The organism is Bdellovibrio sp. HCB288 (assembly GCF_047305935.1).
GTDB lineage: Bacteria > Bdellovibrionota > Bdellovibrionia > Bdellovibrionales > Bdellovibrionaceae > Bdellovibrio.
Map to the genome: position 1 here is coordinate 346,955 of NZ_CP178619.1, position 22,823 is coordinate 369,777.

At 46.6% G+C, this 22,823-nt stretch carries 23 protein-coding genes; 10 read left to right on the plus strand and 13 right to left on the minus strand.

Annotated features, from left to right (window positions below; genetic code table 11):
* Window positions 1-7: 7 nt before the first annotated feature.
* The 3 genes from ACLVWR_RS01670 to fliL all read right to left on the minus strand — a co-directional run bounded on the left by ACLVWR_RS01670 (window position 8) and on the right by fliL (window position 3,539).
* The gene (locus tag ACLVWR_RS01670) at window positions 8-1,429 is read right to left on the minus strand and encodes a M16 family metallopeptidase (RefSeq protein ID WP_413582221.1); all 1,422 of its coding nucleotides are present in this window, start codon (window positions 1,427-1,429) and stop codon (window positions 8-10) included.
* Window positions 1,422-2,840: a M16 family metallopeptidase gene (locus ACLVWR_RS01675; protein ID WP_413582222.1), complete on the minus strand. Its 1,419-nt coding sequence runs from the start codon at window positions 2,838-2,840 to the stop codon at window positions 1,422-1,424. The genes ACLVWR_RS01670 and ACLVWR_RS01675 overlap by 8 nt, the downstream gene beginning before the upstream one ends.
* 189 nt (window positions 2,841-3,029) lie before the next feature.
* Complete coding sequence (fliL, locus tag ACLVWR_RS01680) at window positions 3,030-3,539, minus strand: flagellar basal body-associated protein FliL (RefSeq protein WP_340596619.1); 510 nt, start codon at window positions 3,537-3,539, stop codon at window positions 3,030-3,032.
* Between the two features lie 160 nt (window positions 3,540-3,699).
* Here fliL and ACLVWR_RS01685 point away from each other — a divergent pair, with 160 nt between their 5' ends.
* Both ACLVWR_RS01685 and ACLVWR_RS01690 read left to right on the plus strand, forming a co-directional pair.
* Window positions 3,700-4,710, plus strand: a complete 1,011-nt coding sequence (locus ACLVWR_RS01685; protein WP_413582223.1) for a L,D-transpeptidase family protein — start codon at window positions 3,700-3,702, stop codon at window positions 4,708-4,710.
* A gap of 22 nt (window positions 4,711-4,732) precedes the next feature.
* Window positions 4,733-5,668, plus strand: coding sequence for a hypothetical protein (locus tag ACLVWR_RS01690; RefSeq protein WP_413582224.1), 936 nt, complete (start codon window positions 4,733-4,735; stop codon window positions 5,666-5,668).
* A gap of 58 nt (window positions 5,669-5,726) precedes the next feature.
* Here ACLVWR_RS01690 and ACLVWR_RS01695 read toward each other — a convergent pair whose 3' ends face one another.
* The 6 genes from ACLVWR_RS01695 to ACLVWR_RS01720 form a co-directional block, all read right to left on the minus strand.
* Window positions 5,727-6,392, minus strand: a complete 666-nt coding sequence (locus ACLVWR_RS01695; protein ID WP_413582225.1) for a hypothetical protein — start codon at window positions 6,390-6,392, stop codon at window positions 5,727-5,729.
* A 205-nt stretch (window positions 6,393-6,597) separates the two neighbouring features.
* A complete protein-coding gene (locus ACLVWR_RS01700; RefSeq protein ID WP_413582226.1) occupies window positions 6,598-6,783 on the minus strand; it encodes a hypothetical protein in 186 nt (61 codons plus the stop codon).
* 109 nt (window positions 6,784-6,892) lie between these two features.
* Complete coding sequence (locus ACLVWR_RS01705; protein ID WP_413582227.1) at window positions 6,893-7,642, minus strand: rhomboid family intramembrane serine protease; 750 nt, start codon at window positions 7,640-7,642, stop codon at window positions 6,893-6,895.
* Window positions 7,639-8,253: an HIT family protein gene (locus tag ACLVWR_RS01710; protein ID WP_413582228.1), complete on the minus strand. Its 615-nt coding sequence runs from the start codon at window positions 8,251-8,253 to the stop codon at window positions 7,639-7,641. The genes ACLVWR_RS01705 and ACLVWR_RS01710 overlap by 4 nt, the downstream gene beginning before the upstream one ends.
* A 3-nt stretch (window positions 8,254-8,256) precedes the next feature.
* Window positions 8,257-9,252: a signal peptide peptidase SppA gene (gene sppA, locus ACLVWR_RS01715; protein ID WP_413582229.1), complete on the minus strand. Its 996-nt coding sequence runs from the start codon at window positions 9,250-9,252 to the stop codon at window positions 8,257-8,259.
* Window positions 9,253-9,343: 91 nt separating this feature from the next.
* Window positions 9,344-11,146, minus strand: a complete 1,803-nt coding sequence (locus tag ACLVWR_RS01720) for a 30S ribosomal protein S1 (protein ID WP_340596612.1) — start codon at window positions 11,144-11,146, stop codon at window positions 9,344-9,346.
* A gap of 232 nt (window positions 11,147-11,378) precedes the next feature.
* On the opposite strand from ACLVWR_RS01720, the gene ACLVWR_RS01725 reads away from it, so the two are divergent.
* From ACLVWR_RS01725 to ACLVWR_RS01745, 5 genes are all read left to right on the plus strand, one after another.
* Window positions 11,379-12,668: a hypothetical protein gene (locus ACLVWR_RS01725; RefSeq protein WP_413582230.1), complete on the plus strand. Its 1,290-nt coding sequence runs from the start codon at window positions 11,379-11,381 to the stop codon at window positions 12,666-12,668.
* A complete protein-coding gene (locus ACLVWR_RS01730; RefSeq protein ID WP_413582231.1) occupies window positions 12,669-13,184 on the plus strand; it encodes a hypothetical protein in 516 nt (171 codons plus the stop codon). It abuts the gene before it with no gap.
* Window positions 13,185-13,332: 148 nt separating this feature from the next.
* Window positions 13,333-14,223 carry an alpha/beta fold hydrolase gene (locus tag ACLVWR_RS01735; RefSeq protein ID WP_413582232.1) on the plus strand — a complete coding sequence of 297 codons (891 nt, stop codon included), beginning with the start codon at window positions 13,333-13,335 and terminating at the stop codon, window positions 14,221-14,223.
* Window positions 14,224-14,407: 184 nt separating this feature from the next.
* Window positions 14,408-15,511 (plus strand): hypothetical protein, encoded by a 1,104-nt coding sequence (locus tag ACLVWR_RS01740; RefSeq protein WP_413582233.1) that lies wholly within the window; start codon window positions 14,408-14,410, stop codon window positions 15,509-15,511.
* A complete protein-coding gene (locus ACLVWR_RS01745) occupies window positions 15,496-15,933 on the plus strand; it encodes a hypothetical protein (protein ID WP_413582234.1) in 438 nt (145 codons plus the stop codon). The genes ACLVWR_RS01740 and ACLVWR_RS01745 overlap by 16 nt, the downstream gene beginning before the upstream one ends.
* On the opposite strand, the gene ACLVWR_RS01750 is transcribed toward ACLVWR_RS01745, so the two are convergent.
* Window positions 15,934-16,332: a hypothetical protein gene (locus tag ACLVWR_RS01750; protein ID WP_413582235.1), complete on the minus strand. Its 399-nt coding sequence runs from the start codon at window positions 16,330-16,332 to the stop codon at window positions 15,934-15,936. It abuts the gene before it with no gap.
* Window positions 16,333-16,476: 144 nt separating this feature from the next.
* The gene (locus ACLVWR_RS01755; RefSeq protein WP_413582236.1) at window positions 16,477-16,881 is read right to left on the minus strand and encodes a hypothetical protein; all 405 of its coding nucleotides are present in this window, start codon (window positions 16,879-16,881) and stop codon (window positions 16,477-16,479) included.
* Between the two features lie 91 nt (window positions 16,882-16,972).
* Between ACLVWR_RS01755 and ACLVWR_RS01760 the strand changes: the two genes are divergently transcribed.
* From ACLVWR_RS01760 to ACLVWR_RS01770, 3 genes are all read left to right on the plus strand, one after another.
* A complete protein-coding gene (locus tag ACLVWR_RS01760; RefSeq protein ID WP_413582237.1) occupies window positions 16,973-17,809 on the plus strand; it encodes a LysR family transcriptional regulator in 837 nt (278 codons plus the stop codon).
* 195 nt (window positions 17,810-18,004) lie between these two features.
* The gene (locus ACLVWR_RS01765) at window positions 18,005-19,126 is read left to right on the plus strand and encodes a hypothetical protein (RefSeq protein WP_413582238.1); all 1,122 of its coding nucleotides are present in this window, start codon (window positions 18,005-18,007) and stop codon (window positions 19,124-19,126) included.
* A gap of 50 nt (window positions 19,127-19,176) precedes the next feature.
* Complete coding sequence (locus ACLVWR_RS01770) at window positions 19,177-20,988, plus strand: hypothetical protein (RefSeq protein ID WP_413582239.1); 1,812 nt, start codon at window positions 19,177-19,179, stop codon at window positions 20,986-20,988.
* Here ACLVWR_RS01770 and cmk read toward each other — a convergent pair.
* Both cmk and hisC read right to left on the minus strand, forming a co-directional pair.
* Window positions 20,985-21,638 (minus strand): (d)CMP kinase, encoded by a 654-nt coding sequence (cmk, locus tag ACLVWR_RS01775; protein ID WP_340596600.1) that lies wholly within the window; start codon window positions 21,636-21,638, stop codon window positions 20,985-20,987. The two genes, ACLVWR_RS01770 and cmk, sit on opposite strands and share 4 nt — an antisense overlap.
* 41 nt (window positions 21,639-21,679) lie before the next feature.
* A complete protein-coding gene (hisC, locus tag ACLVWR_RS01780) occupies window positions 21,680-22,822 on the minus strand; it encodes a histidinol-phosphate transaminase (RefSeq protein WP_413582240.1) in 1,143 nt (380 codons plus the stop codon).
* Window position 22,823 lies beyond the last annotated feature (1 nt).

Sequence of the window (22,823 nt, forward strand, 5' to 3'; positions counted from 1 at the left end):
TTTTGTTCTAGCGAACTCTGACGATTTCCGGTTTATAGTCCTTAAACTGCGAAATGATTGAATCATTCCCGTAAACCACAACTTTAAAATTCACCGGGCTCAAGTGCTTTTTGATCGTCGCATTGGCATCTTTCTGTTTGATCTTCTTCACGTTGGAAACGTAATCAGTCAGATAATCATAAGAGATACCATAGTAATCCAAAACCAACAGGTTATACGCCAGGCGATCTGATGTTTCAATCGCTCTTGGGAACTGCCCCACCAGTTGATTGCGGGCTGCTGCAGCCTCCTGCTCCGTCGCACCATTTTCCACAAAGTCTTTTACGACTTTCAAAGTCTCATCCAGTGCTTTGGCTGCTGTTTCGTTCTTGGTGAAAGTGGAAATATCGAAACTGCCACGATCTTTACGAGCATCGAACCCAGAGTAAATGGAGTATGTCAGTCCCAGATCATCACGTACCTTTTGATTTAGACGACTTCCAAAACTTCCCCCCAAAGACTCATTCACCATACGAAGCGGGATAAAGTCCTTGTCGGTTCTGGCAATACCCAATTGCGAAACGCGAATCTGAGTCTGCTGCAAACCTTTTTTCACTACCAATTTGACCTGCAGGCTTTCAATAGCTGGAGCTTTTGCAACTTCTGCCTCGGGGATGGTTCTTTTCGTCCACTTACCCATCGTATCCTGAAATTCTTTTTCAAAGGCTGCATCAAACTTACCAACAACCGCCATAGTTGCGTTGTTCGGACGGAAGTATGTCAGATAGTGACGAATGATGTCCTGCTTGCGCAAAGTTTGCAGGCCCGTCAGCGTTCCATTGGAATCACGACCATAGGGGTGTTCGCCGTAGAGGAATTGATCCATTTGCTCGTCTGCGAAGGCCGATGGATTGTCGATTTTCTTTTTCAGGCTTGCCACCAATTGCGAACGCATTCTGTTGATTTCCCCGTCCTTGAATGACGGATTCATCAGAATGTCTGAATACACCTGCAAGAGTGCTGAAGCATCATTGATCAAGGCATCCGCATAAACGGTTGTTGTGTCATATCCCGGATTCACATCAACAGCGGTCCCCATTTGACCAAACTCATCTGCGATCTTCATCGCATCACGGGATTGCGTCCCCTGCTCCAGAAGATATGCGGTGATGGCGTTCAAACCCGCCAGATCCTTGGGCTCCTGCATATTCCCGGTTTTGATCAAAGTCGTCAGACTGATACGCGGCAAACTATTGTCGCGAACATAGATAATCTTTAAACCATTCTCGAGAACAACCTCTTTATAAGGCATCAACTTAAAGGTGCCGGCACTTTTACCAGCCGTGTAACCCGCAGGTACAGAGTGCTCCTGCTTTGAGCTTTTTCCAGCACAGGAAGCCAGCGCCACACAGACAACCGGCAAGGTCAGATGTTGAATAAGCTTATTCATTTGCAGCTCCTTGTTTCACTTTAGGTTCCAGCACGATGATGGAGCGTTGAGTTTGATTGGTGTACTTTTCGCTGACACGTTTGATGTCATCAGCAGTCACCGCCTGGTACTTTTCAACATCATTGAATAGATTTTCGTAAGTTCCCGTTTGAATCTCGTTAACTGCCAAAGCGCGCGCCTTGCCGTCCATGGTTTTCAGACTGTCGACCAGATCCTTGATCACCTGAGTTTTGGCTTTCGCCAGTTCTGCATCTGTGACTTTTTGATTTCTTAGTTTCCAGATCTCATTGTAAACCACATCCAAGGTCTCTTTATGACTGATCCCAGGCTTCATCATCACACCCGTCGCATAGACACCCGCGTCCTGCAGGGCATAGTTAAAGGCGTACGTGGAAGTCGCCACCTGTTTTTGATAAACCAGGCGCTTGTATAATCTTGAAGAGGTCCCATTGCCCAGAATATTTGCCGCCAGATCCAGGGCAAACATATCAGGATCACTTTGCTTCGGGCTTTGGAAGGCAATGATGAACGAGTCATTTTGCACATCACGACGGATCACCGCGTTTTGCTGAACAGATTGAGTTCTTTCCTTTGGGTATTCTCTTCTTGGAAGAGGACGGGAGTCCAATGCGCCATAGTACTTTTCAATCAAAGATTTTGTTTTTGCAGTGTCAAAATCCCCGACCAGTACCAATACGGCATTATTCGGGACGTAGAATGTGCTATAGAAAAATCGCAGCTTGTCAGAGTCATACTGCTCGATATCTTTCATATAACCGATCACCGGCCAACGATAAGGACTGGTTTTAAAAACAGTACCCATCATGGTTTCACGGACCACACCCATGGGGTTGTTATCAATGCGCCAACGACGCTCTTCTTTCACAACTTCTTTTTCGCTTTTTAAGTCCTCGGGCTTCAAAGCCAGGGCACTCATGCGATCGACTTCCATATCCATAACCAGTTCCAGCTTGTCACTTGGAAGGTTCTGGTAGAAACCGGTGTAATCATTTGTCGTGAAGGCATTATTGGAAATACCGTTCTCATGAAAAATACGATCAAACGCTTTGCCGTCGTATTTCTTCGCACCCTTGAACATCATATGCTCAAGCATGTGCGCCGCACCCGTCACTCCGGGAGTTTCGTCACGGGATCCAACACGGTACCAAGTGTGATAGCTGACCATCGGCACGGTATGGTCTTCGACCAACAGCACTGTCAGCCCGTTTTTCAACTGAAACTTCGTAACCGGCAGGCTAAGTTTCAATGCACCGGTATTTGCCCATCCTTTGATGGCGCCAATGACCTCAGGATTGGGATTAAGACTTTTATTTGGAGTCGGTTCGACTGCTTGGGCTGAAGTCACGAAAATGCATGTCATTGCGACAAGCAAATTAGAAATCCGTTTCATAGTTGCTTCTTTCCTTGGAGTAATTTCTATAGATGTAAGTTTGGTGCCCCGAGGACAAGATGACAATGATTTGAGGATATTTAAGACTTAAGACAAAGGCTCGACCTTCGCCAAGGCTACGGCGGGCAGGCCCTTGTAATAGGACATAAAAAAGGAAGGCTTGTCCGCCGTAGCCTTGGCGAAGGCGGACTATTGAACGACGAAGTCGGAGAAGAAGACGTCTTTCACAACGCCGCGATGAAGAATGCTGTTAACTTCCATCGCAATTTTATCTTTCAGGAAAAGCTTCCCTTGAATACTTTCAAGGTTGTTGAAGCCTTCATCGTTTAGGATACGCACGATTTTATCGCGGGCTTTGGCGCGGTTCTCTGGTTCCATGACCTCTTCAAAACCGTCTTTGCCCAGCATCTGCAAATTGACCTCAAGGCGGATGGTTCTTTTCGGCTCACCATTTAAATTAACGGTGAATTTGTCCATGGTATAAACCATTGGGGCCAATTCAGTCGTTTCCACTGACGCCAGCTCCCTTTGTGCCGTTTCTTCCCCAATAGATGGCGATTCCCATCCGATTGTCGCGGCGTAAACCATATAGGCCCCGCCCCCCATGACTGCCAAATTAAGGACTGCAAAAGCTATCTGCAAGATCATACCGGAATTTTTGGGCTTTGCTGCTGCCTGTCCCTCTTGACTCTGTGCCATGTAAACCTCTCACTTCAAGGGAACTATCGGAGCTTCGGTCCTAGGTCTTAACGGGAGTAGACTCAAATTTTCCAAGGGAAATTCATACTTTTCGTCTAACCTTTAGACATTTTGATTCTGAGGCTTGACAAAAATCACGAGTCTTCCGAAATAATGTATTATGAGAAGTTTACTCTCGGTCAGCCTTATTATTTTAGCTTGTTTGCCTGTAAAGGCGGAATCTGTATCTTCTGCACCGTCTCAATTTGGGGCGAACGATTTGTTGCCGGCACCGCTGCTGCAAATCTCTGAGACAGATGCCTTTTCTAAATTCGTTTTCCTGGTAGATAAGGAAAAACGCAAACTCTCCGTATTTGAACGCAACGGCGAACAAATCAAAAAAGTGGATGAGTTCCCTGCCGACATCGGTGCCGCTGGTGGCAACAAAACCAAACGCGATGATAAAAAGACGCCAGAAGGTATTTACTTCCTGCAAAAGCGTCTGACTCAACCTGAAATTCCGTTCAACTTATATGGTGCTTTGGCATTTACAACCAACTACCCGAATCTTTTCGACAAGCGCGAAAACAAAACAGGTTCTGGCATCTGGTTGCACGCCATCCCCGACACGGTTCCATTGACCCGCGGCTCCCGTGGTTGCGTCGTGGTTCGTAATGAAGTGATCAAAAAACTGGCCGACTATATCAAACTGAACGAAACACCGATCCTTATCTTTGATCAGGTCAGCTACGTTTCCAAAGACGAACATGAAAAACGTCGCATGGCTTTGAACACTTTCGTGGAAGGCTGGCGCCAATCCTGGGAAGCACAGGATATCGATAAATACATGAGCTTCTATGACAAGGAATTCAAAGCTCCAGGTTTTGATTTTGCCGGTTGGAAAGCCCATAAAGCCAATTTGAAAAAACAATACGAGTTCATCAAAGTACACCTTTCCCAGCCTTACATTGTTCAACACAATGACCAATTGCTGGTTAAGACTTTGCAGCGCTATGAGTCCGACAAGCACATCGATTACGGTGTGAAGACGATCTACGCGGTGAAGTCCGGTGACACTTACAAGATCATCCGCGAAGAATGGGCTCCGTTCAGCCAAAAAGCTGTTTCGTCTGCTATTGCTCGCGAAAACTCCATGACAGCGCAAGCTGGCAACATCCAGCAAACTCAGTAATCTTTAAGGGACGTATTTCACAATGGCGAAAAAATCGTCCCCCTCTGGGCAAAGCACCGACGTTCAATACTTCCTGGAAGACCTGAACTTACTGGCAAGTCTGCCCACTTCAAAGAAACATGACAAACTGGTTTTAGCCGAATACCCGCTAGACGCGCAACTTTTGCACGCAAGCTCGCTGTATCGTGCGAGCCGCGAAATGTACCAGCAACTGGGCGGAGTGTTTGAAGCAAAAGTCTGCTCCACCATGCGCTCCTTAAGCGCACAGGACTTGTTTGCCGATGTTATTCAGTACTCCCCGTCTTGGTCTGAGCTTTTGTGGTTTAAAGATCATTCCCATGAGCTGGCAGATCCAGACAAGGAACTAGAAGCCCTGGGCCGCTTTAACGAAATCTCCCTTTATCACGAACAAAACCATCGCATCCTGTGGCGCCTTCTGCCGCCGGCACCGAAAGATGGCACCGCCTTTCGCAGATATTTAAATTTTGCTGAAAGCCTGGTGGTGGTTTTGGATTTGGCCTTGGGCGATGAGCTGGGTAAAAAACATTCCCCAGTGTTCGAGGATCTGAAGGTGATTTACCGCTCTGGCGGCGAGCACCGATATCACACCAAAGATCTGGCCACGTACCGCCGCTATCTGCTGGCGATGGTGTGTGCGACTTATTGCACTCTTGAGTTGGTGAATCCCGAAGACATCGTAAAAGTTGTCGATTATGTTTTCGCGGGACAAAAGAAAATGAACAAAGATGCGACCGAGCGCAGTCTTGAAATCAACGAACTCTTTACTCGGGTGACGAATCCCCAGTGGCAGGAACGCTACTGGAAGGAAGCGCAAACGAAGCTTGCGAAAATCCACAAGCCCGCCAAGTGCGAGCCTTTGAATATGGCGGCAGACCCGCTGGATCTGGAATCAGAATTCGAAATCGCCATCAAAGTTTTTGAATACTTCGGAATCTAGAAATAAAAAAAGCAGCCCTTCAGAGGCTGCTTTTTAGTTTTATCGTTTCAGTTTCGAACTATTTAAGAAACTGACGGCACTCAGCAATCGTATTGAATGCTGCCGTGCTTTTTTGAACTGAGTTGTTGTTCAAATTCAAGCTCACTGCGACAAATGGATTACGAGAGTCACCATCTTTAGAAGCGCAAAACGTCACTACGTTAGAGCGATCCGGTCTCATCAGTTTCAAGTTATCAGCACAATCAGCTTGGGTGGTAATAGAATATGGAATCTTCTTAGAAGCATCCAACCATAGAAGCGTAAGAACCGTCGGCTCTCTGCCATCGTCATCTTTAGAAGAGCAAACTAGAGCTCTGTCGCCGATAACTCGTGCAGTTTTAATCGCATTCTCGCAGTCTTGAACCGAGTTATATACAGCTACAGAACGAATTGTATTCACACCTTCACGCTTCGCCAAAACGTAGGGCGAACGACCATCGTTATCACGAGAAATACAGATCAAACGCAAGTCAGCACCTTGATCCAAATCACCATCCAAAACGCGACGGATAGTATCCAGGCTCTTGTTGATTAGATTCAACTGAGAATCAGAAAGTTCGTGACCACGGTAACGAAGTTCCATTGCTACACGGTCTGCTTTTTCAGCAACACGGCCTGAATTTGGCGCCGCAAAAGAAGTTACAGACATTAGGCATCCTAAAACCAAAACAGAAAGTGATTTCATCAATCATCCTTTATTTAGATATTTTCAATGCGAAAGACTATTCAGGTTTTGTGCCAGATGAAGCAGTTTTAAATAAGGACTGAGGGGCATATCTAAATGAGAACGGGAAGATTCTTTAGGGGTGATCAAAGTTTGATCAGGGCTGAAACAAAAAAAGCAGCCTCTTAGGGCTGCTTTTTAGATACTGAATTTTGATTTTCAGATATTAGTGAGACTCTTCAGAAGAAGAAGACTTACCATCGATAGTGAATTTCTCTACGTTGTGAGCAAGATCTGGAAGTTGCTCAAGGTGCTTTTGCATTTCTTCTTTTTTAAGCTCACCAGCGTTGATTTTGGATTCAGTCATTCTAGTGTCCCATTTAAGATTCTTGTTTGCTTCTGCCAAAGACATGCGCGCTCCTTTAATTGATATAAATCGCTATCTTTATATCCAACTCCGACGCCCTTGTCCAGAGGCCCTCCCCCAAAAACTAAAAGGGCCCTTTTAAGGGCCCTTCGGGTTAGTTCCAGTATTTGGGTGGCTTCTCGCCTTTTTTCTCGTTATCGACAACTAAGCGCAGGTTTCGGCCCTTGTTTTTGGCCTTTTTCTTGAAATCCTGCCTTACGAACCATGCCTTGATCTGCAAGGTAATGAATCCAGCTATGATCCCACCCAAATGAGCCAAATACGCCACCTCACCGCCCGTAACGCTTGAAGTCATCATGGAGGCAAATTGAACGGCACCCATCAAGGTGACGAACCACTTGTTCTTCATTGGGAACAGCATAAAAAAGTAAACAATGCGCTCCCCAAAGATAATCCCCTGAGCCAGCAACAGACCAAAAATAGCCCCTGAGGCCCCAACCACTGGAACAATCAAGCCCGTCTCTGAGCCCGTCGCCAAAGCGTATCCCCAAACACCCACGCAGTAGATGATCGCAGCACCCACGCCGGAGGAGAAGTAATAGGTCAGGAAGAACTTCGTGCCCCAGCGCTGTTCAAGCTCGGCACCAAAAAACCACAGCATTAGCATATTGAACAGGATGTGCGTGACCTGCATGGAGTGCACGAACATGTACGTGAACAACTGCCAGATCTCAAAATTAAAAAGAACTTTGCCCGGAACCAGGGAAAGATAAGAAGTGACTGGAATCTTAGCGAATCCCTCCACCATTACTTGCAGAAGGAACCAGATCGCCACATTGATGATCAGCAACCACTTCACTGCAGGAGTTAGCGGTGCTGTTTGAAAACTTACGCCTCTATTCATATCTTTTTAAAATACTCCAAAAACTTCTCATAGGTCTGCTCCAGACTTTCAACCAAGACCTTGGTCTCAGCAATCAATGGGAAGAAGTTAAGGTCCCCGGACCACCGCGGAATCATATGGTAGTGAAGATGCTCGGGAATCCCCGCCCCGGCCACAGCTCCATGATTCAAACCAAGGTTGATTCCACCTGGTTCATAAATGGAGTTGATCGCGGCCATCGTCACACGGATGGTCTGCTGCAGGTCTGTATATTCACCATCGCTGAGCTTTAATAAATCTCCGCAGTGTCGCCGTGGCAAAACCAGAACATGTCCACTGTTATAAGGAAACTTGTTCAGAACAACCATGGAGTGCTTGGTTTTGTAGACACACAAACTGTCAAAGGAGACACCGTTTTTGGCAGCGTTACAAAAGACACAGCCTTCCGGTTTGATCAGCTTACGAACGTACTTCATGCGATCCGGACGGAACAGAACATCACGCTCCATCGGCCAGATTTCATGATTAATACAAATCGTGGCCTTGACGGTACCGCCAGAAACTTTTGAAGACGACTTTTTCGGAGTCGTCTTCTTAGAGGATGATTTTTTCGCTGTTTTCTTTTTGGCCATCAATTACTCCCAGTAACCTGGCATCATGTACAATGGCTGATTCAAGTACTGAGAGCGCAGAAGGTATTTAACAGCGCTTTCCATATTCACACCCGGAGTAATCCCGGCTGCAACCGCTGCCTTGCCTTTAAGAACGTCAGCAAACTCCGCCATGGAGTTCAAGTCGTCCTCGTCATCGCGGCCACCAAAATCAAAGATATTCATTTTTTTCTTCGGCACTTCAAAGACATCATAGTCTTTACCAAGCTTGGCAAGGTCCGCAGCCAGCTTCACAGCGTCGTCAAAGAAACCTTCCTGATCCGCAAAGCCCACCTTCACTGCCGTTGCACCGGTGAACACACGACCGTCTGCATATTCTGTCACAACGTCGTCTTTCAGGTTGCGTTCTTTCGCTACGGTCCCTTTAAACTGGGCGTACACCTCATTGATCATGCTTTGGAACAGAGTTCTTTCGTCTTCACGCATAGGGCGGTACTCAGCTCCGGAGTCTTTGAACTTTCCGGAAGTGATGGAGTAGCGAGACACCTTTGCCCAGTCATAAAGTTTTTCAAGATTTGCGAACTCCATGATCACACCGATGGAACCCACCAATGCACCGGGAGCAACCACAATTTTATCGCAGGCCACAGCCGAGTAATAAGCACCTGAAGCCATCACTCCCGTCGTCACGCAAACCACTGGTTTTTTCAATTCATCGCGAACTTTTTTGATTTCATGATAGATCTCCTGGGACGGCCCTACAGATCCCCCCGGAGAATTAATATTGATCACCACCGCTTTCACGCGGTTGTCGTCGGAATATTTCTTAAGGTTTTTCAGGAAGCGTTTCCCGTTCAGGATCACGCCGTTCATCTCAAGATGCAGAATCGTGTTTTTCGCTGAAAGAGTTTTCTCTTGTTCGCCAAAGAAGCCAGAGCCTGCTTTGAGCAAAGCACCGATACCGATAAATACTAGGATGATAATGATAAGTTTTTTGAAGAAACCATTCTTCTGCGCCACGCTGCCGACTCCTGCTGAAAATAAAAAAAGGGGAACCTTGTTAGGCTCCCCTTTTTAGACATTTCAGTCAATTACGCTGGGCGCAATGCGACTACTGTTTGCCGTCAGTCTTCATGTTTTTCAACTGGTCAGCGAACAAGTCACCGAAAGTTGATTTAGAAGTTGCTGTTGCTTTCTTAACATAGTCGTCAACGTCAGCTTTTGACTCACGAAGTTTAACTAGTTTTGCAGACAAACCGATCTTACGAGCGTCTTTGTCGATAGAGATAACTTCAGCTTTTACAGATTGACCCGGTTTAATGAAGTCTTCAACAGTTGAAATTTTGTCTGTTGTAAGTTCAGAAATGTGGATCAAACCTTCGATATCAGACTCAAGCTCAACGAAAGCACCAAAATCAGCTGTTTTAGTTACTTTAACGTCGTGTTGTGTACCGATAGCGTATTTGTTCTCGATGTTTGACCAAGGGTCAGACTCAAGTTGTTTGATACCCAAAGAGAATCTTTCGTTCTCGATGTCTACACCTAGAACAACTGCGCGTACTTTAGCACCTTTAGCGAACATTTCGCTTGGGTGATTTACACGTTTAGTCCAAGAGAAGTCAGAGATGTGAACTAGGCCGTCAATACCTTCTTCGATGCCGATGAAGATACCGAAGTCAGTAACAGATTTAACTTCACCTTCGATGATTGTACCTGGAGCGTAAGACTCTTTAAGTTCAATCCAAGGATTTTGTTGAAGCTGTTTCATGCCCAAAGAAATGCGGCGGTTTTCAGTGTCTACTTCAAGAACTACTACTTCTACTTCGTCACCAACGTTAACGATTTGAGAAGGGTGTTTTACACGTTTAGTCCAAGACATTTCAGAAACGTGGATTAGGCCTTCAATGCCTTCGCCAAGTTCAATGAATGCACCGTATTCTGCCAATGAAACAACTTTACCTTTAAGTTTAGTGCCAGCTGGGTAAGAAGCTTTAACAGATTCCCAAGGATCGTTGTGCAACTGTTTCATGCCCAAAGATACGCGTTCTTTTTCTTTGTCATACTTAAGAACTTTAACTTGGATTTCGTCGCCAACATTCAACATTTCAGAAGGGTGTTTTACACGGCCCCAAGACATGTCTGTGATGTGCAACAATCCGTCCATGCCACCAAGGTCAATGAACGCACCGTAGTCAGTGATATTTTTAACGATACCAGTAACAACAGAACCTTCTGCCATAGTGTCAAGAGTTTGAGAACGCAAGCTGTCGCGTTCTTCTTCAAGAAGCGCACGGCGGGAAAGAACGATGTTGCCACGCTTTTTGTTGAATTTGATAACTTTGAATTTGAACTTTTTGCCCAAGTAAACGTCCATGTTGCGAACCGGACGTAGATCGATTTGAGATCCAGGCAAGAATGCTTTAACGCCGATATCAACGCTCAAGCCGCCTTTAACTTTAGCAACAACAGTACCTTCGATAACTTCTTCGTTTTCTGCTGCTTTAGAGATATCAGTCCATGCACGTAGCATGTCTGCTTTATCTTTAGATAGAACGATCATACCGTTTTCGTTTTCGATACGGTCGATAAGAACTTCTACTTTGTCTCCAGCTTTCACTTCACGAACACCGTCAACAATACGGAATTCATTGATAGCGATCAAACCTTCAGACTTGTAGTTGATGTCCACTAGAACGTAGTCAGATTGAACTTCCACTACTGTACCAGTAACAACGTCGCCGACTTTGAAATCTTGCTCTTTCATGGACGCTTCGAATAGAGAATCGAATTCGCCTTTTTCAGATTTTTTAGCACCGTAGATGCCAGGATTAGCAGCGACTTTAGAATCTTCTGCATCCAAGAAAGCTAGCACTTTCTGTTTTTCAAGTTCAGCCTTGTTAAGTTGTTTTGTCATATCGTTTTTTAAATACCTCCACGTAGTAAAGCCTCGAGGACCTTACCCGTACCTTTCTTCGCCTTTGGCGAACCAATGGTTTAGCGAGCTAAGGGGGCGGAAGTCAAAGGTTTTACGCGACTCGTTAGCCTTTTCAAAAGGTGTCAAAATGTAAGCTAACAGGCCCCCTTGCCGATCCCCCAATTTCCCTGCTGAACTCGAACATATTTGATCTGAGAGCTTGGGAGGCAAAGTGAAAGCAGTTTTCATTCTTTTGTTCGTGGTTTCCACCAGTTCACTTTGTTTCGCAGGACCCCAATATCGGGGCCATATTTCCTCGGGACTGCGCTTTATCGAGCACCACCAAACCACCGGGAAGGACGGCTATGATCCCGGCCAATGGCGCGCACGCGTGACTTCCTACCTACCAAGTGCGGTAGGCGTCGGCAAATTCAATCAGCCCTACGAAGAGCCCACCGCTTTTATTGCCGCCTCGGTCGCTAATGTTCTGGCTGAAATTTACTTCCTGGCGCCGGAACTCGAAAGTATTCCACCGATGATTCGCAAAACTGTGGCGGGCTTTAGCAACTTCTACTGGAATGAACTTTTTAATTTCTATCCGCCGACAACATATCGCGGAGTTCAAGTGCGCCAACCACGCTACATGTATCTCGCCCCGCGCTTCAAAGGCTTTGCGAATATTCCACCGGATGCCGACACGACTTCCGTTTCCTACGCGACGATACAGTATCTGAATAAAATTGAATATGGTGAGCAAAGCGCGCCAGATTTACCCGCCTCCGTTCTCCGCGCCTTCTCCCAGGCGCGCGATGTGGATCGCAAGGCCCACGTCTACAATGCCGGTCAGGGACAGAAAAACACCGGAGCCTTTTTGACATGGCTTTGGAATGAGGATGATCCCAAGATGCCGCGCAATCTTTTTTCAAAACCCCATAACGGCACTCGCGTGCCTTTCAATCGCAACGATGTCGACTGCGTCGTGAATGCCAATGTTCTGAAATTGCTGACACTGACCAAAAATACCGACGGACCGGGATACAAGGCCGCCTGTCGCCACCTCAACCGCATGGCTCTGCAAAAAGACTTTTTCTTTTGTGGCATGTATTATCCCAGCCGCTATGTCCTGCCGTACTCCATGGCAGAAATCATCGATCAGGGGGGCAGCTGCCTTGAGCCTTCACGCGACGCCATCGTGGCCTTCATTCTAAAAAAACAGAAACGGAACGGTGGTTGGAAAAACAAATACCTGACCCGCCCTGATCGAATTCAATCCACAGCCTGGGCATTGAGCGCCCTGGCACAATTGGGCGATCCAGAAAATCCCAGCCACCGCCGGGCTGTCCACGATGGTGCAAACTATTTGGCAGGCATGAGCGCCCGTGACCGCCATGGTTTTATCTATTGGCCGGGTGAGGTTTACTTTGCGGCGACCTTTGTAGCGCGCTACCCGGTCGTGTGGCGCTCCACTGCCTACACCACTGCCACTGCAATCAAGGCATTGCTTTTGGCTGAGAGGTTTTAAATGACTGATCGAAATACGATGGCCCGATATTTACTGACGTGCATCTGGATTGCCTGCCTGGCTTTTTGCATATTCTATTTAGCCTTTGATATCTCCAAGCCAAATATATTCGCCTTGGCTGTGTGTGCTTTCTTGGGAATGCTGGGAGCCCGCATGTTTAGTGGGGACCACCACAACCTCCCCGCCGTCATCATCCAGTGCCTCCTGATGCTGATCGGTGTGACTCTTACAACCAGTTTTGCAACCACAACCAAAAATGCCAATATCACTTTGACTGTCGTGGCACTTGTGCCCTTGGTGTTTTCCGTACGCCTTATTAGCTGGATCGTGATTGGAAATTTCCTACTGTGCATCACGGTGCTGATCGCGAGTGAGATGTACTGGATGAATCTGCCGTTATTCCAACAGTTCTTTGAAATTTTCATCAAGTTGGTCACCATCACCACTTCATTTTTTTTGACCTACGCCCTGCGATCACTCGCCGAGAAACAGATTGCCAGCAACTCTGAACAATAATGACCCGACCAATGATGAGGGCGCTGTCACTCCACACTAAGAGCATCTGCATTTTCTCATGCAGACGGTAATTCCATCCCTCGTGGCATCACTGAATGCTAGTTTTAATTTATAAAGCTAAAACTGATTATCTGAAAGGAACACCCACATGAGTTCATTCTTCACGGTCTCCGACGGTACAAAAATCTTTTACAAAGACTGGGGTCAAGGCCAGCCCGTATTGTTTTCTCACGGTTGGCCACTGACCTCGGATGCTTGGGAATCCCAGATGCTGGCTCTGCTTCATGAAGGTTATCGCGTGATAGCCCATGACCGTCGTGGTCACGGAAGATCCAGCCAAACCTGGGAAGGCAATCACATGGATCAGTACGCTGACGACCTGGCAGAGCTCATTGATGAATTGGATTTGCACGATCTTATCCTGGTCGGTCATTCCACAGGTGGAGGTGAAGTGGCTCGATATCTGGGCCGTCATGGCACAACCCGTGTTGCGAAGGCCGTATTAGTCGGAGCCGTTCCTCCCCTGATGCTGAAGACGCCACAGAATCCCGGCGGCCTTCCCAAAGAGGTCTTCGATGATATTCGTCAGGGAGTCGCCGACAATCGATCGCAGTTTTACCAGGATTTGTCGAAAAAGTTTTACGGTTTCAACCGCATGATGAATAAAACCTCCCAAGGACTGTGTGATTCTTTTTGGTTGCAGGGCATGATGGGTGGAATCAAGGCCCAGTGGGACTGCATCGAGCAGTTTTCAGAAGTGGACTATTCCGACGATATCAAAAAAATCGATGTGCCCACTTTACTAATTCATGGGAGCGACGATCAGATTGTGCCCATCGGAGCCTCGGCCATTGAAGCCGTGAAGCTCATTCCGAACGCGATTCTTAAAGTCTATGACGGAGCCGATCACGGGCTTGCGCAAACGCAACCGGAACGCTTTACCTCCGACCTTTTGGAGTTCCTGGGCAGTCCATCTGAAGTTATGGCTGGACGAAACCTGGGCCGTCTGAGCGAGGAACAGAGCCTTAAGCATCACTGATGCCCCTGTTCGGATTGTTGACAGCCCGGTGACAAAACTGCGATTTCGCCTCATTCTGATACTGATGGAATTCGGGTGGAATCCAGTAACTCAACGTAAATACTTGGAAGTTTCATGATGCCAGGCGTGCCTGATCCTTGCACCACCTGGCTACATGGAACTAAAGAAGTTAACAACCAGAATAATGATAGGCACCTTGAGCATTTCTTTGTTGGCGGGTTTTACCGGCACTGAAGAATATGTTGAGTTGAAGGGTATGCTCAATGGGCGTTCATCAGCTTCTTTTTCAAGACGTGACAACAACCTTATGACGACACTTTCCCGCGGCACTCGTGGGCAAATACTTGAAACCAAAAGACTTCGCTCCGGCAGTTTTGGCATTAAAATCAAAGTCATGAATGGCAGCCGTCAAGGTGACGAGATGTGGGTCTACCATCGCGAAGGTGCTTCAGATCTGTCACTCTATGAAGAAATGCCTTCCGATTGGAATTCAGGCAAGAAAACCGAATCATCAACTCAGGCTAAAGCCGCGAAAGTGGAAAAAGAAAAGCCTGCGATTGAAGATCCTGACTTTAAAAACAAAAAAGACAAAGCTAACAAAGAAGCCATTGAAGCTATCAACAGATCGAATGCCACCAAGGTTGCAAACGATTCCTGCGTGAACTGCTCAAAGCCTTCGACCCAAACAGGGAAACGTGCCGTAATTCTAAAGAAAAGAGTTTCCGGTAAAAAATCCCGTGGCATGACCAGCCAATGTCAAAATCTGCTTATGAACTCCCAAGGCAACCCGAATCAGCTGGGTCAACACATGATGTCGACAATGGCTGACGCCAGAAACAGCAAATACTATTTGAAAAGCAATGCCCTGGGTGGATTGTGTCCGCGATTCAACACTCTAAGTACAGAAAATAAACTGAAGGCCTGGAATTGGTTTTGGACTTCTTTGGGCCAGGAAGAATCTTCGACCTGTAATCCAGGTTTGAGACACGGTCAATTCTACACCGATAGAAATGGCAATACAAAACGCTTGAATCCCACAGACGGTTTGGGCATCTGGACAGTCGAGCTGAGCCCGATCCTTCGCTCCGCACGGGGCCCTGAATGCGCCAATGTAAAAACCGCCGCTGGACAAGCCAAGTGCGCTATTGAAATAATGAAAGACACGCAGCTGTCTCGTGGTAGCACAGCTACAACCGGAAACAAATACTGGGGCCCAACGCGCAGCCATCGCGTTAAACGTCAAATGCTTCCGCACATGGAAAGGTTCGCACTATGTTTTCAAAAGTAGTATCTCTTATTTGCTTTTCCATGATCGCTTTTTCAAGTGTAGCGCATGCTCAGGCGATTGCTGACCTGACTTTGGGAACCTATAAAATGACCAGCGGTGATGACGACCTCTGCAGCGACTTTGAAATTGCAAAGCGTGATTTGAAATCAAAAACTTTGACTGTCGGCACCGACATTATGCCTTTGAAAAATGAAGACATCAAAATGCAATCGGATCTGGATGACAATTGCGAGTTCACTCAGAACAACTCTCGCACGGATGATTCGTCTTCAACGACGCTGACTCGTGTTGATAAGGAAATCTGCCAAGGTCAGGTAAGATCAGATTCAACGACGATTGTGAAAATCAAAGAAAAAGAAATCACGGTTACCTACAAAAAAGACAACCGCGATCTGGGCACTTGCGTGTACAAGACTAAATAATTAACGCGTGCAAGACGCAAGGTAAATTGAACGAGGCTTGGACCCACCGTTGAAATTCAACGTATCCTGGGCCAGGCCTTTTCCCGTTTTATAGTCGATATCAATCGATTGGCGGGACAACACCATTCCCATCTGCCGTTTGGTACTTTCCAGATTCAAACCAAAATCATCGTTACGCTTAATATCTCTAATTGAATCCACTCTGACATAGATCTGTGAAGATTTCGCGTCTTGGCCTTCAAGGACCACATCGCCCACGTCGTTCAAAACCACCGAGTATTTTTCCTGGGGCTTCATGCTTGGATTCAGTGATCCCTGGCAAGTCACCACCACCTCTTTTTGGGCATGGGCGAACGTGCTAAGAAAAATCAAACCAGACACTGCAAAAACTTTGATCACAAAAGACCTCCGGGACAAGCAAATGCCACCAGAGGTACAAAGACCGGACCGCCTCTCAAGTCTCACCTATTCCAAGGGAACAGGAATTCGCGTTTTCCCTTTGAAGAAATGACAGGGCCGGGCCGAAAAGAGACCCTGATGATGTCAGTTAAGCCATAATTCACAGGTCATTTTCTTGAGTACGTCCCGAGGCACATAGCGCCGTTTATTGAGACCACCCCAACTGCTTGCATACTCTACAATACCGATGGGAGCAGGCCATTTACGTTCCATGTGCATGAAAAGAGTCGTTGGCGCTTCGCCTTTGTTTTTCCAAATCCCTGCACAGACGATGTCACTTTGATATGTCAAAGGACCCCAGCCACCCTTTTCGCATTGAACATCCGCCACATTGTAATTATCACGAAGTTGCCCCACTAAACTATCGTTGAAACGCACCAGATGAAGTGATTGACCATTATCAACACTGCAAATCACTGTATCAACCGATAGAGCCATTGCCGAAGAAGCCGCAAACACAGTGATTAGCAAACCAAATACTTGTTTCATAAATTCCCCCTTTTTTCTGCACCTAGGAATATTTAATTTTCTGGTATATGTAAAATATGATATTAACTATACTTTAAATAGGTGTTTACTTATGAAGTATAGAATCCGCGATATCGAGAACTTTGTGGCAACCAGCAGTTGCCGCACAATTGTGGAGGCCTCAACCAAACTGGAAATCAGTCAGCCGGCTTTATCAGAAAGTCTGAAACGTCTAGAGACGGATGCAGGCTCCATACTGTTTTATCGGTCGCGCACCGGCATCGAACTGACGGCCAGTGGACGCGTTTTCCTGGGTAAAGCTCAAAATCTTTTGCGCACACTGACCGATCTGGATTTCCCGGATAGCGATAGAGCCCTTTTCGCAGGTCGCAGTGTCACCATCGGCTGCCATACTACGGTGGCCCAGTATACTATTCCAAAAGCTTTGCGCCACATCCGCACTGTCGCACCGGACTATCGCGTGGAGCTGCGACATGACTTGTCCAGAAACATTCAGCTGGAAATTCAACGGGGCACCATTGACGTGGGTATCGTCATCAACCCCACTTCTAATCCTGACTTGGTGATTCAAAAACTCGCGACCGACACGGTAAGTGTCTGGCAGGGTAAAGGCACTGTCGATAAAAAGACCGTCATTGCCAACACCGAACTATTCCAAACCCAATCCATTTTCAAAAAATGGAAAAACAAACCCGGCAAAGTCATTCAAACAGACAGCTTGGAATTGATCTGCAGCATGGTAAATGAAAATCTGGGTTTGGGAGTTATTCCTTCGCGCGCAGTCTCGGCATCCGGATTCAAATTGAAACCCGTTGCGGACCTTCCCACCCACTCCGATGAAATCTGTCTGGTTTACCGCCCTGAATTTGGCAAGAATCCGGCTGAAAAATTAGTCATCGAAGGAATCAAACGGTCCCTCAACTTCTAGTCATTTCGCTCGGTTACAAACAGATAACCATAGTGCCACTTTTAGGGAACTACGCGGGCCTTAAACACTATTTTTGGGTTTAAATACTATCCATTGCATCCCACGCTGGAAACTCAATTGCATTCAATCTCTCTCGAGAAACCAATTAACAACGCATCTCAAAACGAGACGTTAAAAAACGAAAGAGAGAGACTCATGAAATCCAAAAAGGCAGTATCTGTATTGACCGCAATGACTTTGGTAGCGCCCGCATTTGCTTCTGCACGCAGCCCAATTGAAGACACATCCGGCACTGGCAGCGCTGCTGTAAAAAAATCAACAGGTTCAGAAATCGCATTGGATCAATCCACAGCGACTTTGCTGTCTTTGATCATCGCGACAACTAAAGTTGAAAGCAGCGCTGGCAAATTGGTTGCTGTTGATGCTGCCGTAGCTAAAAAGTACACTTACCTGCGTACCGCTTATCTGGGTGGAGTTCCAACTTCCAGCGTGACTATCGGTGCTGGATATCTAGGAGTGGAATCCGTTAAAAAAGTTGAATTCGTCTTGGTGCCATTGACAATGGTTCTGCGCTCGATTCAAACCATGGGTAAACTTTCAATTGAAGGTCTTGATAAATTCTCGATCGCTACCGGCCTTGATAAAGTACTAGAACAATCCGTGGAAAGCTCGGGCAAATCCATGGAGTTTACTTATGAGCGCATCATCGAACCAGTTATTAAATTGCTTATCAACAAGCACACAATGCTTTCTTCAGGCACTTCATCTGCTTCTGCCAGTGCGGCAGGTTCATTCTTCTTTATGATGAATGACTCCAAGGAAGCTATGTCCATGTCGCAAGTGCGCAGCATCCTAGGCCAGGACAAAGTAATCCGCTCCCGCATCGACGCGGAAGTACGCGGTCTTTCTGAAATCTTCAGCCTGAATGCCGACCAGCAGTCACAATTGAAAATCGCTATCTACGACGACATCATCCGCCAGGCGGTAGCAAACAAATTCAGCGAAGACAGCAGCTTGTACAATCTTGATGTGATCAAATTGATGGCCGATAAAAACATCGTTGATCGCAACGCAACGACAGCAGCTTTGAAAGTACGCAACCTTATCAAAGGTTTGACGTCTTCCGAGCAAGTTGATGCGAACACGAAAGAGTTGGCAATCCAAAATACAGAAATGGCTTTGCAATTGGCGGCTTTGCTTGAGTCTCAGTTGACTTCAAACAACGTTAGAGACCCTCAAGTAAGAACAGAAATCGAGCGCATGCTGGGTTCTGTTTCCGCGAAATTGGCTTTGATCGGTTTCAATCTTAAGAAGTAATAACTCTGGAGGAGCCTCTCGGCTCCTCCCGTTTTTTGTGAAGAGAGAATATGAAGCACTTATTGCTTAAAATCATGATGATAGCACTGGTACCTTGGGCGGCCCACGCTCAGGCCCTGACATGCTCATCGGTTTTCTCTCCAGAAAAAACGGTCACAGAAACTTACGACAGTTATTTGAAAAAAAAGCTGGCTGTCATGAAGAATACCACGGCACTTCAACATCTGTCAGCGCTGTATACTTACAATAAGCTCTTTGCGGCCGAGGCTAAGGACAATTCATCCCCGCTTGCTGACAAACGTTTTACTGAGATCACCAAGAAAATAATTTCCGGTATCGGCTCAAACAAGCAGCGTTTGACGACTGATGAACTTGCTTTCATGACTTCCTCCCCGCGCAAAATGAAAATGTTCGAAGGAGTGCTTTACTACCAAGCAGCCATGGAAGCCCCGATTCGTCTTTTGCAACAATATACCCAATACTCTGCAACTCGTGGTGGGACCCCGGACTTCTTCACGGCACCGACTGCGAAAGAAAAAGGCCTGCGCCTGATGCAATCCCTGTACAACGGCCCTTTGAAATACATGCTACTGATTCCTCATGGTATTGACTTGCCGGGTGGCCTGACTCCAACGCAAAAGATCTTTAAAAAACTTTGGCGCGATCCCAAATACCGTCCCACTGCTGAAGAAGTAACGACTCTAACGAAATACAAGGCCGAGAATATCTTTAAGGAGCGTCAGGACTTTTTAAATGAGCATCGCACTTGGGTTAAAATCCGTCGTGTCGCTGATTATGCATTGAATGCGATCATCGCAGTTTCCTTAATTGAAGCTTACAACTGGTACGAACAACTCAATGATCCAAGCGCCACGGTTGAATCCGGAAAATTCCTGAATGATTTCAAGTTCCAATTGGCCTCTGACGAAGTACGAATCTATAACGAAACAGTTCCCTTCCCACACATGGCCATTGAAATGGACGGCTTGGTCTATTCTTATGGTCAAACACATATGACAGTTAAAACCACGCGTGAATATGTGCTTGCCGATGTAATTCAGGAGGGGCTGACTCAAGGTCAAGCACCTGAGCAGACTATTTTGCAAAAAGGTATTGCATGGACAGGCTTGGATAAAACAGAGCGAGTCATGCAGACTGCGCGATTGAAGCTCGGTCAGGAACAAAAAAATAAATTGAAACGCTACTTGGAAATGCAAACCGGGAAACGCTATCGCAATTACACGCTGGCGTTGGATTGTGCTTCGATGGTGGTAAAAGCCTTGAAAGAACAGGCACAAACCGACATCCCTGGGATCATTGATCCGTCACCAAGCCAGGTCATGTTCTATCTGGGTTCACTAAAGACGATCGGAGCAGAAAACCAGTCGCAGCAACCTCTGGTTCAGGAACTTCTGCAGGTTCGCGTGGCAAAATCATCGGAAAATAAAAACCACCTGTGGCGCAATCTTTATATCAACATGTTGGAGACGCGGGTTTATTGGTCTTTCATCGGTTTCTCTGCGGCTCAACGCGGTTATCTTGAGGCTCGTTACGGCAATGATGTGCAGTACTGGGATGATGAAACGCTGGACTATTTCAAACTTTGGGAGTCTGAAATCCGTGAGGAATTCCAGCAGGAATCCAAAACCGGCCAGCTGGGTATTTTTGAAGAAACATTGAATACCAAGGATCCAGAAATGAAGGAATCACTTCGTCTGGCCATGGATGCCTATTTTAAAATGGAAGAACAAAACTTGCGCGATATTCAAGAAAGCCCGCAAAGCCGCTTCGAGGATATCTATCGCGCGAACCTAAGACTGGCCCTGCTGCTTGAAACCAAGCAGCGCATGCTGAAAAATTAGATTTTAGATTTTACGAAAGCTTCGACTTTGTCGACGACCTGTTGCAGATCCAATTCAGTGGAATCAAGTTCCAAAGCGCCTGTCGGAACTGACATCGGTGCCGCTTTACGAGTGGAATCCTGGTGATCGCGTTGTTTTTGTGCTTTTACCATGTCACCGTGATCAAGACCCAGCTCCGTCGCACGACGAGCAGCTCTGTGCTCAGAGGATGCTGTCAGATAAACTTTGGCTTCAGCTGTTGGGAATACGACTGTTCCACAATCACGGCCTTCCGCCACAAGTCCATGTTCACCATTGCTGCAATTGCGTTGCGCATCCAACAAAGCTTTACGAACTTCTGGGTAATGACTGACTTTGGAAGCGAAGTTACCAACGGTTTCGTGAGCAATCGCGTCTGTTACATCCTGATTTTTGAAATACACGCGCGTGCGATCCGCTTCCAGACTCACGTTCCAAACTGGATTGTGAGTCAATTCAGCCAAAGCCGTCACGTCATCAAGGTCCACATTCAATTGAATAGCGGCATAGGCCAAGCCACGATAGAAGGCACCTGTAGAAACCCACTTCCAGCCAAGGCGGTGGGCAAGTTCACGGCTCACTGAAGATTTACCAGAGGCCGCAGGTCCATCGATCGTTACTACTAATCCCATTTCCACTCCAAAAATCCAATCTACACAAAATGCCGAGAAAACTAAACTGTTGGAATCGATGTTCCAGCCAAAATAGGAATCTCTTTGAGCACTTCTTTCAAAGCCGCAATTGCAGCTTCGTTTTCATGATCAAGTCCGACACTCAAACGCATATGCGTCTTGAACCCATAATTAAGAACAGGGCGCATGATGATCCCACGACGAAGCAAGGCTTCATTGACTTTAACCGCGTCACGAAGTGTGTCAAACATGACGAAGTTACCTTGGGAATGAATGTACGGCAGGCCTAATTCTTCTAATTTCTTGTAGAAGTAATCAAGCCCTTTCCAGCAAATTTGCTGCGAGCGTTGTAGGAATTCTTTATCTTGCAGGGCCGCATTTGCAGCCACTTGCGCTAAATCATTGACATTGAACGGCTTGCGCACACGGTTAAAAACCTCAACCACAGCGGCTGGCGCGATCATCGCCCCAATGCGGAAGCCCGCCAAACCGTATATTTTCGAGAAGGTGCGCAAAACAATCAGGTTATTGTATTTGCTCATGTAATTTTGCGCAGATGCATAGTCTTCAGCTCGCACAAATTCGTTATAAGCCTCGTCGAAGACAACCATGACATCATCACGATTTCCAACGCGTTCCAGGAAAGATTCGATCTCGGCTTTGGAGGCATACGTTCCTGTAGGATTATTCGGATTTGAAACAAAAATCAGACGGATATCCTGTTCGGGATGGGCAAAGAAGTAATCAGCAATCGCTTCCAAGTCAAAACGATATCCCGAAGTCAAAGGCACTTTGCGGATCGCCGCTCTGTTCGCTGCAGCACTCACTTCATAGGCATTAAAAGCGGCCACGGAAGTCAAAACCCCCTGTTTCGGCTCGCAGAAAATGCGTGTTAGCAGATCGATCAACTCATCACTGCCATTGCCGATTGCAAGTTGATTTGTCGGGAAACCCCATTGTTTTGAAATTGTATGTAAAAGCTCATAATGAGAAGGATCTGGATAAAGATTTTGGTGCTCCAGTGCTTTTTTAACGGCATCCATAGCTTTAGGACTCGGCCCTAGCGGGTTTTCATTGCTGGCAAGCTTATAAACGGTTTTCAAGCCGTATTCGCGCTGAGTCTCGGAGATCGGTTTTCCAGGTTTGTAGGGTACTAGATTTAAAATTTCTGGAGAAATCTTCACG

Bases quoted from the DNA above. Each gene is read 5' to 3' on its own strand.
- ACLVWR_RS01670 (WP_413582221.1), bottom strand. From the start codon at position 1,429: ATGAATAAGCTTATTCAACATCTGACCTTGCCGGTTGTCTGTGTGGCG.
- ACLVWR_RS01675 (WP_413582222.1), bottom strand. From the start codon at position 2,840: ATGAAACGGATTTCTAATTTGCTTGTCGCAATGACATGCATTTTCGTG.
- fliL (WP_340596619.1), bottom strand. From the start codon at position 3,539: ATGGCACAGAGTCAAGAGGGACAGGCAGCAGCAAAGCCCAAAAATTCC.
- ACLVWR_RS01685 (WP_413582223.1), top strand. From the start codon at position 3,700: ATGAGAAGTTTACTCTCGGTCAGCCTTATTATTTTAGCTTGTTTGCCT.
- ACLVWR_RS01690 (WP_413582224.1), top strand. From the start codon at position 4,733: ATGGCGAAAAAATCGTCCCCCTCTGGGCAAAGCACCGACGTTCAATAC.
- ACLVWR_RS01695 (WP_413582225.1), bottom strand. From the start codon at position 6,392: ATGAAATCACTTTCTGTTTTGGTTTTAGGATGCCTAATGTCTGTAACT.
- ACLVWR_RS01700 (WP_413582226.1), bottom strand. From the start codon at position 6,783: ATGTCTTTGGCAGAAGCAAACAAGAATCTTAAATGGGACACTAGAATG.
- ACLVWR_RS01705 (WP_413582227.1), bottom strand. From the start codon at position 7,642: ATGAATAGAGGCGTAAGTTTTCAAACAGCACCGCTAACTCCTGCAGTG.
- ACLVWR_RS01710 (WP_413582228.1), bottom strand. From the start codon at position 8,253: ATGGCCAAAAAGAAAACAGCGAAAAAATCATCCTCTAAGAAGACGACT.
- ACLVWR_RS01720 (WP_340596612.1), bottom strand. From the start codon at position 11,146: ATGACAAAACAACTTAACAAGGCTGAACTTGAAAAACAGAAAGTGCTA.
- ACLVWR_RS01730 (WP_413582231.1), top strand. From the start codon at position 12,669: ATGACTGATCGAAATACGATGGCCCGATATTTACTGACGTGCATCTGG.
- ACLVWR_RS01735 (WP_413582232.1), top strand. From the start codon at position 13,333: ATGAGTTCATTCTTCACGGTCTCCGACGGTACAAAAATCTTTTACAAA.
- ACLVWR_RS01740 (WP_413582233.1), top strand. From the start codon at position 14,408: ATGATAGGCACCTTGAGCATTTCTTTGTTGGCGGGTTTTACCGGCACT.
- ACLVWR_RS01745 (WP_413582234.1), top strand. From the start codon at position 15,496: ATGTTTTCAAAAGTAGTATCTCTTATTTGCTTTTCCATGATCGCTTTT.
- ACLVWR_RS01755 (WP_413582236.1), bottom strand. From the start codon at position 16,881: ATGAAACAAGTATTTGGTTTGCTAATCACTGTGTTTGCGGCTTCTTCG.
- ACLVWR_RS01760 (WP_413582237.1), top strand. From the start codon at position 16,973: ATGAAGTATAGAATCCGCGATATCGAGAACTTTGTGGCAACCAGCAGT.
- ACLVWR_RS01765 (WP_413582238.1), top strand. From the start codon at position 18,005: ATGAAATCCAAAAAGGCAGTATCTGTATTGACCGCAATGACTTTGGTA.
- ACLVWR_RS01770 (WP_413582239.1), top strand. From the start codon at position 19,177: ATGAAGCACTTATTGCTTAAAATCATGATGATAGCACTGGTACCTTGG.
- cmk (WP_340596600.1), bottom strand. From the start codon at position 21,638: ATGGGATTAGTAGTAACGATCGATGGACCTGCGGCCTCTGGTAAATCT.